The 7,560-nt window shown below is 67.3% G+C and carries 7 protein-coding genes and 2 pseudogenes; 5 read left to right on the forward strand and 4 right to left on the reverse strand.

The genetic code is table 11. The annotated features are described in order from the left end of the window. Positions 1-375: 375 nt before the first annotated feature. A complete protein-coding gene (locus test1122_RS26480; protein WP_232267081.1) occupies positions 376-1,143 on the reverse strand; it encodes a hypothetical protein in 768 nt (255 codons plus the stop codon). A 547-nt stretch (positions 1,144-1,690) separates the two neighbouring features. On the opposite strand from test1122_RS26480, the gene test1122_RS26485 reads away from it, so the two are divergent. Continuing rightward, positions 1,691-2,353, forward strand: a complete 663-nt coding sequence (locus tag test1122_RS26485; RefSeq protein ID WP_232267080.1) for an HAD family hydrolase — start codon at positions 1,691-1,693, stop codon at positions 2,351-2,353. Between the two features lie 365 nt (positions 2,354-2,718). After that, complete coding sequence (locus test1122_RS26490) at positions 2,719-2,889, forward strand: hypothetical protein (protein WP_232267079.1); 171 nt, start codon at positions 2,719-2,721, stop codon at positions 2,887-2,889. Between the two features lie 24 nt (positions 2,890-2,913). On the opposite strand, the gene test1122_RS26495 is transcribed toward test1122_RS26490, so the two are convergent. Continuing rightward, positions 2,914-3,507: an Imm21 family immunity protein gene (locus tag test1122_RS26495; protein ID WP_232267078.1), complete on the reverse strand. Its 594-nt coding sequence runs from the start codon at positions 3,505-3,507 to the stop codon at positions 2,914-2,916. 612 nt (positions 3,508-4,119) lie between these two features. Here test1122_RS26495 and test1122_RS26910 point away from each other — a divergent pair. Continuing rightward, positions 4,120-4,164 (forward strand): annotated as a pseudogene (locus test1122_RS26910) (hypothetical protein); the annotation flags it as partial. Positions 4,165-4,235: 71 nt separating this feature from the next. On the opposite strand, the gene test1122_RS26500 reads toward test1122_RS26910, so the two are convergent. Next, positions 4,236-4,613: a hypothetical protein gene (locus test1122_RS26500; RefSeq protein ID WP_232267077.1), complete on the reverse strand. Its 378-nt coding sequence runs from the start codon at positions 4,611-4,613 to the stop codon at positions 4,236-4,238. Positions 4,614-4,743: 130 nt separating this feature from the next. Here test1122_RS26500 and istB point away from each other — a divergent pair. Further along, a pseudogene (gene istB / locus test1122_RS26505) lies at positions 4,744-5,542 on the forward strand (IS21-like element helper ATPase IstB). A gap of 14 nt (positions 5,543-5,556) precedes the next feature. Here the strand turns inward: istB and test1122_RS26510 are convergent. Further along, entirely contained in the window at positions 5,557-5,814 is a 258-nt protein-coding gene (locus test1122_RS26510; RefSeq protein WP_338423580.1) for a bacteriocin immunity protein, read from the reverse strand. 824 nt (positions 5,815-6,638) lie between these two features. On the opposite strand from test1122_RS26510, the gene test1122_RS26515 reads away from it, so the two are divergent. Continuing rightward, on the forward strand, positions 6,639-7,487 hold the full coding sequence (locus tag test1122_RS26515; RefSeq protein ID WP_232271681.1) for a type II toxin-antitoxin system prevent-host-death family antitoxin: 849 nt from the start codon (positions 6,639-6,641) through the stop codon (positions 7,485-7,487). Positions 7,488-7,560 lie beyond the last annotated feature (73 nt).

Raw genomic sequence — 7,560 nt, forward strand, 5'->3', positions numbered from 1 at the left:
CGTCCAGGTGTGGGTCATACGCCACGGGCTGGAGGCCGAGTTCATGGGTGGAGTACTCGCCGAAGCGGCGGATGTGCTCGGTCAGGTACGGCGAGACGCGGGCCAGGTCCTGGGGTCGTCGAGGAGCTCGTCGGTCATTTCCTGGATACGGGGTCGCATCTCGGCGATCCGGCGGGGCGTGAGCGGTTTGGCCGCCAGGCGTCGCAGCTGGGCGTGCGGCGGCCCGTCGAGCTGGAGGTGGCGGTTTCGCAGCTTTCCTCCGCCATAGGGCCGCTGTCGGCCAGCTGCGGGTCGTCCGCAGAGAGGTCACGCGCCAGCAAGGGGTGGCTCAGTGCCGAGCGCACCTCTTCGTAGCCGGTGACCGCCCAGACCACGTCACCGCTCGGCAGTCGGGTCCGGAAGAGGGGCCCCTTCGGCAGGGAGAGGGGGCCGCCGGAGAACTCCCTGGCGGGGAAGTCGCATCCGTTCTCGTTCACCACTGCCTCCGTCTACTCCCTGCGGCGCGGCCTGGCTCGGCCGCATCAGCTTCCACAGCGCGGGATGACCGTCGTCCACTGGGTAACACGGCGGTGCGACCTCGAAGCCCAGTCTTTGGGCCCATCGGGCGGTGTGCTCCGTGGACGTCTCGGCGTGGCAGGGAAGCGCCTCCCGGTCGACGAGCTCCAGCCCGGCACGGACCAGCCGGTACCCCACGCCGCTCCCGCTCAGGTGCGGATCTACGCCGATCACCTGCCAGTACCACATCGGCTCCGGGGGACAGCCCTGGGCCAGGGCGGCCTCCAGCCAGGTCAGCGCGGGCAAAGACCGTGGCGCGCTGAGGAGGACGGGGAGTATGGCGGGGACACAGCGGAGCCTGCGGGCAGCGTTCAGGGGGAAGCAGCGGGGCGGAAGCCAGGCGGCCACACCGACAATCGCCTTCTCCATGAGCGTCACGTGCACGGCACCGCGAGGGAGGGTGTCCCGGAGCACGAGGGCGTACAAGAGGGGAAGGGCACGGGCGCGTTCGTCGGCACGCGGGAATATATGGGTGTACACAGGATCGTCATGAAGGGCCCGGGCCATGACCGCTGCGGCCTCCCGGACCCGGCTCCCGAGCAGCGTCTTTATCTCCACTGCTTCGAACGGCTGCTTCCGCACACGCACGTGACCTTCCTTCCACAGAACTGATCAGGCAGCGGTACACCTCAAGAGGGCTGGCCAAAGAGCGACGGAGGGCTTCGGAGGAAGACGCCACAGCAGTGCTACCCGGAAGGAACGTTCACGCACGACGACGCCACCTGATCTGGCCATATGTGGAACTCCTGACCGAAGCCGGTCTCCGGTACCGACCGGCCGCCGGGTGGTGTAGGGGATCACGGCGAGAAGATGCAGGTCGCGCCTGCGATGGGCCTGTACGCGACCACCACGGTACTGACGAGCCGTCAGCGCAGAAAAAGTCATGAATGTCGAGAGCCACGAGGCGCGTGAACCCGACCTCGGGGCATGCCGTCCGAGAACAGAAACGGCGGTTCGCGTCGCGCCATGGGCTGACGAACCATCAGGCCGGTGCGGGCCTCGGGAACCCCGATCTCAGCCATGACCTGCACGTTCTCCTCTGGATCGGATACACCACTTGGCGGGGCACCATCGACGGATGGGTCTTTACCGGGTGCGGTCTTGCGGTGTTCACAGGCTTTATAGGGTGTGGTTCGTGATGCGTGCGGTGGTGTTCGATGTCGGTGAGTGTCTGGTGGATGAGACCCGCGAGTACGGCACTTGGGCGGACTGGCTGGGGGTGCCGCGGCATACGTTCGCTGCGATGTTCGGGGCTGTCATTGCCTGCGGCCAGGACTACCGTGAGACGTTCCAGGTCTTCCGGCCCGGTTTCGATCTGTATGCCGAGCGGGAGAAACGCGCGGCTGCCGGGCAGCCGGAGACCTTCGGCGAGGAGGATGTGTACCCCGATGTACGCCCTGCCCTTGCCCAGCTGCGCGCCGATGGTCTGTGGCTGGGGATCGCCGGTAACCAGACGGTGCGCGCGGGACGCATTCTGCGTGAGCTGTTCACTGCGGATGTGGACCTGATCGGTACGTCCGACGACTGGGGCGCGGCCAAGCCTGATCCCGCGTTCTTCACTCGTCTCGTGCAGGCCGTCCCCTTCGCGGCCGGGGAGATCCTGTACGTGGGGGACCGGCTCGACAACGACATCCGGCCCGCTGCTGCTGCGGGGATGTATACCGCGCTGATCCGTCGCGGGCCGTGGGGGACGATTCAGCAGCACGAAGCGGATGCCGACCGCCTGGCCACCTGGCGCATCGACTCGCTCGCCGAGCTGTCGGAGAAGATTGGCAAGTTCAACGCGAGAGAGCGCTGAGCGTGGTTCCCAACCCGTCGGAGCAGCCAGCGACTGGGACCTCCCTCACATCCGCGTACTCGGCTCCGCGCAGCACCTCGCTGCACCTCCACGCCGTACGACAGGCCCCGGCCCACACTGGAGGATCTGTCCGAGGCCATCGCCGCGCTACTTGGACATAGGTCGTTGTCCATGACACGTGTTCACGCGCGGATCGCCGACCGGACCGTCGCAGACGGGTACTTCGCCGTCTCGGAGAAGGCCGAGGCACTCTACGACGCCCCGCGCCAGCTGCCAGCCGATGCCGAGGGAACGGAGATGGCCAAGCTCCGCAGGGAGATGCACCGCCGGATGCACGGCAATGGCCACTGCGCTCGCCCGTCGAGATGGACTGCCACTTCGAGTCGATCTGTGAGTCCTGCACGTTCTTCGTCACCACGATCGAGTTCCGGTCCACCCTCGAACGCCAGCGAGACGACGCGGCGGCCAAAGGACAGGTCGCACGGGAGCAGATCTTCGATGGACTCCTCCAGCGTCTCGACGGCGAAGCTTCCTGATGTTCTGCCCAGTGGTGGTTCCCGTTAGTTCTCGGACGAGGGCAGAAGTTGGACCAGGCCCACCCAGGTCTCCTCGTTTGCCCAGGTGTGGACGGCGCGGACTGTCCAGCGACCGGGCCCTATCGTGACGGCGGCCTGTTCCGGCAGCCCTCCGCCGTCGGGGTACTCAACATCCAGTTCAGCCCCAGCAGTGACGGAGTCCATAAGCACCGCAGGGCCGTCCGTCTCCCAGACACCGCACTCCTCCCACTCTGTGGTGGGGTCGGCGAGGACAGTCTTGGCTGCGGCGATCAGATCGGCCTCGGATTCGGCTGCGAGCCAGCGGACGAAGGCGTGGTGTTCCGGCAGATAGCAGGTCCTGGCGGGGTCGTCTGCCAGTACCAGCCCTCGCAAACCTTCCTCTCCAACAGCAATCACTCCGGCCAGGCCCTCCACGCCACAGGCACGGTCGTAGTCGTCCCGGACATCCCCGTCGCCGATGCCCACCCCCGACTCCGTGCAACCCCACCAGCCGTCCAATGCGGAAACTGGTACGGCTATCAGCGGACCGCCCATCGACTCGACCAGGGTCAGGGAAGGCTCGGCCGAACTGGCTGCGGTGGACGAGGAGGTCTTCATGACATCAGTGTCTCCTCGGCCACTGACAGTGCTTCCTCGGCCTGCGAAACAGCTTCACCGAAACCTCGCCGCTGACCACCCCAACATTGTTCACATCCGAGCGGGTCGCATGAGACCGGACACTTCGCCCGCGCTCGCCACGACCAATGGCTTGACAACGAGACCCGCATATTAGAGGAGTGCCGACCGGGAAGTCCGCTACGACAACCTTAGAGCTGCGGTCGCCCAGGTGCTGGGTCTCTCCCGCCGCCGGGTCGAAGCCGAACGCTGGACCGCTTTCCGCTCCCACTACGGCATCGATGCCCTCTACGGCCAACCAACCGGGACTGCGCGGCGCTAATGAGAAGGGTGGCGTCGAGGGCCAGATCGGTTGGTTCCGCAGAAATCACCTGGTCCCTGTCCCCGAGGTGGAGACTCTCGCGGAGCTGAAGGCGATGATCGACCGGTGGGACGAGGAGGACGACGCCCGTCGCATCCGGTCCCGGCCCTGCACCATTGGCGAGTACTTTGCGACCGAGCGGCCGACGCTGGCGCCGCTGCCTGAGGAGCCGTTCGAGACGGGCCGGCTCTCTACCCCTGCGGGTCGACCGCTACAGCCAGATCTGCGTCCGGATGAACCGCTACTCGGTGCTGGTGCGACTGATCGGCCGGACCGCCCGAGTCATGCTGCACGCCTCTGAAGTGGTGGTCTACGACGGCCGCGAGGAAGTCGCGTCGGCACGAGCGGCTCATCTGCCCGCGGCGGAACCCGCCTCGAACTGGACCACTACCTGGAAGCACTCGTCCGCAAGCCGGGTGCCCTGCCCGGGGCCACCGCTCTCGACCAGGCACGGTCCGCAGGCCGGTTCACCCCCATTCACGACGCCTGGTGGGAAGCGGCCATCAAGGCCCGCGGCGAGCGGGAAGGCACCCGCGCTCCGATCGAGGTCCTCCTGCTGAGCCGCCACCTTCCCCACGGGCACCCGGTCGCCGGCCTCGCCGCCGCCCTCAAGACCGGCGCGCTGACCGTGGACGCCGTCGCCCTTGAGGCCCGCAAAGCAGCGGAAGCCGACACCACGCCTGAAGAGCCCCCAGAACCGGCCGCCCCCCGGCAGCCGAACCAGCATCGCCCCACTGACCGCACACAGCCTGGCCCCGCCTTCCGCCTGACAAACGGCCCCCGCCCTCGGTGGCCCACTACGACCAGCTCCTGCGGCTTCGCCGACCCGACCGCCCCACCCCCTGAAGGAGAACGCCGTGACCATCCCTCGCCAGCGAGGACTCACCGAGCAGGCCGCCACCACCGCGGTCGACCAGGCATGCCGGATGCTGCGGCTGCCCACCACCCGGTCCCACTTCCCCGAACTCGCCGAGACCGCCGGCCGCGAGCAGATGTCCTACCTCGGCTTCCTCGCCGAACTCCTTCTGGCCGAGTGCGACGACCGGGCCCGCCGTCGCTCCGAGCGGCGCATCAAGGCCGCCGGCTTCCCCCGGGACAAGTCGCTTCGCAAGTTCGACTTCGACGCCAACCCCAACACATCGACGCGGCCGTGATCCACACCCTCGCCAAGTGCGAATGGATCAAAAAGGGTCTGCTCTGTGTCTGATCGGCGACTCGGGCACCGGCAAGTCCCACCTGCTGATCGCACTCAGCACCGAGGCAGCGATGGCCGGCTTTCGGGTCAAGTACGTGCTGGCGACGAAGCTGGTCAACGAACTGGTCGAAGCCCCCGACGAGAAACAGTTGACCAAGACCATCGCCCGCTACGGACGTGTCGACCTTCTCTGCATCGACGAGCCCGGCTACATGGAACTCGACCGCCGCGGCGCCGAACTCCTCTTTCAGGTCTTGACCGAACACGAGGAGAAGAACAGCGTCGCCATCACCTCGAATGAACCATTCAGTGGCTGGACCAAGACGTTCACCGCCCCGCGTCTCTGCGCCGCCATCGTCGACCGCCTCACCTTCGGCGGCAACATCATCGAAACCGGCACCGGCTCCTACCGCCTCGCCGCCACCCGAGCCCGTGCCGAACAACAGGCGGCGGCCGGCTGATTCATCCTCATGGCTCAGAGTTCGATCGGCCGGTACTTCAGGGCCTCGTCGACGATCTCCTCCGCAGATGCATCCTGGAGGTCGTCCGAGGGATGGAAGACCAGGTCACTGACTCGGGGATGCGACACATTCGCTTCGAGGAGCTGCACGTAGTAGCCGCTCTCCGGGTCAGCCGCAAGGAGTCTGCGGACGATTTCGACGAGCTCGCCCCTCGTGATGTCTGCAACCCGAAGACGAGGTGGCCGGGCCGCCTCCCTGGCGAACTCCGCCAGGACCCTGCTTCCGTAGTACTCGGCGAAGTCGGGGCCACGTAATCATGGCCGGTTATCGCATTGAAGGCTCGGATGGCCTCGTCAGCGTCCTCGGAACGGTCGGCCACCAGGTCAGCGATCCGAGCGATCTCGCAGCTCAACTCATCCAGTCGTTGTCGGCTCACAGGCGGGGACAGCAGCTCCGGTCTCAGGTCCACAGCCGAATTATGTCCACCGGCGCCGACACACCGGAGCAGAGCCCTCTGCGTGCTGCCAGTTCTCATCAACATTTCTGAGCATCTCGATCAAGAACCGATGCCAGGGCCCAGCGACATTCGCTCTCCGTTCTCACCTACGAAGCCAATCTGCAGGTCGTCCGCAACCATCTGCATGCCACCAAGGGGCACCAGCACTGCGACAGGCCTGCCTCTGGGTGTGTGAAAGTCACCGCGCAAGATGACGTGCTGCGCTGCGTCCTGCTTTGCTGGGGCCAGTGCCACCGCAGTGAGCAGCAACTGAGGGCGCGCCAGGTCACCGAACTGGTGCGCGGACTGTCGAGGCGGCATGTGCCGACGGTACGACGCCGTAAGCGCGGGCTCGGGCACCCCGCCACACGCTGTCCTTACGAGCCGCTGCGGAAGCCGGCAGCTCTGCTGTGTGCGTTGGGGCGGCCACGTTGGCAGGGAGGCTGCCCTCGCGCGGCGGCCGGTACGGCAGCCCCGCCCGCACCCATTACTCACCAGCAAAATCCTTACGTGTCACCGTGTTTCCTTACGGGTTGGTGTGGTATTTTCCTTACGCTTTGCTGGATGTGAGGAGGTCGGTGTGCCGGAGTCGGGAGAGGGGTGTGTTCCGGGCCGTTGCGGGTGGAGGAGGCACGCAGGCGGCTGTATGAGCTGGTGGAGGCCGCCAGTCAGGGGCAGACCGCCCGGATCGCGAAGGGTGGTCGTCAGGCAGTGCTGGTGCCGTTGAAGTGTCTGGATACCAAGCGGCAGGCGGCACTGTCCCAGTTTCCGGCATCGCCGGTCACTGCGGCTCGTACACGGCTGGGAGACCTGATCGTCGCCGCGGCAGAGGGCCGGCCGCAGGTGCTGATGCGCCGCCAAAGGCCGCTGGCTGTCCTGGTATCCGCCGCCGACCCGGCCGCAGCCCCGACAGCCACACGCCACAGCGCCCCCGTCCCCGAGCGCCCGCAGGAGCGCGTCGAGGACCCCGCCGACCCGGCTGCTCCCGACCCCGCGACGCACACACCGTCAACCCACGCACCGCCACCCGGCACCTGCAGCCAGCCAGCACACGGGCACGCCCCACGCCACCTGGCCGCCCTCGGCGACGTGCTCCACACGGTCGTCTCCCCCCAGACCCCGACCCCCCTGTCCTACGGCCTGGAAACCCTCGACCACGCCACCGGCGGCCTGCCACCAGGCCGTCTGGTCCTGGTGGCCGCCGCACCCGGAGCGGGCGGATCCCTGCTCGTGGCCACCGCCGCCCGCCACACGGCGCTCCACCACGGGCGGCCGGTGCTGTACGCGGCCTCTGGAATCACCCGGGCTGACGTCGCGGCCCGCATCGTGGCGGCACAGGCAAGCGCGGACTACCGCCGCCTGCGAGCCGGCACCCTCTCCACCACCCGAACAAGCAGCAGTCAACGAGGCATCCGCACATCTGGTCCAGGCACCGCTGCACATCGATGACGGCACCGACCTGACCGCCAGGCCATCGCCGAAACCGCCCCCTACATCGACCAACTGGCCCTCATCGTCATCG

Origin of the sequence: Streptomyces gobiensis, from assembly GCF_021216675.1 — a bacterium.
Lineage (GTDB): Bacteria > Actinomycetota > Actinomycetes > Streptomycetales > Streptomycetaceae > Streptomyces > Streptomyces gobiensis.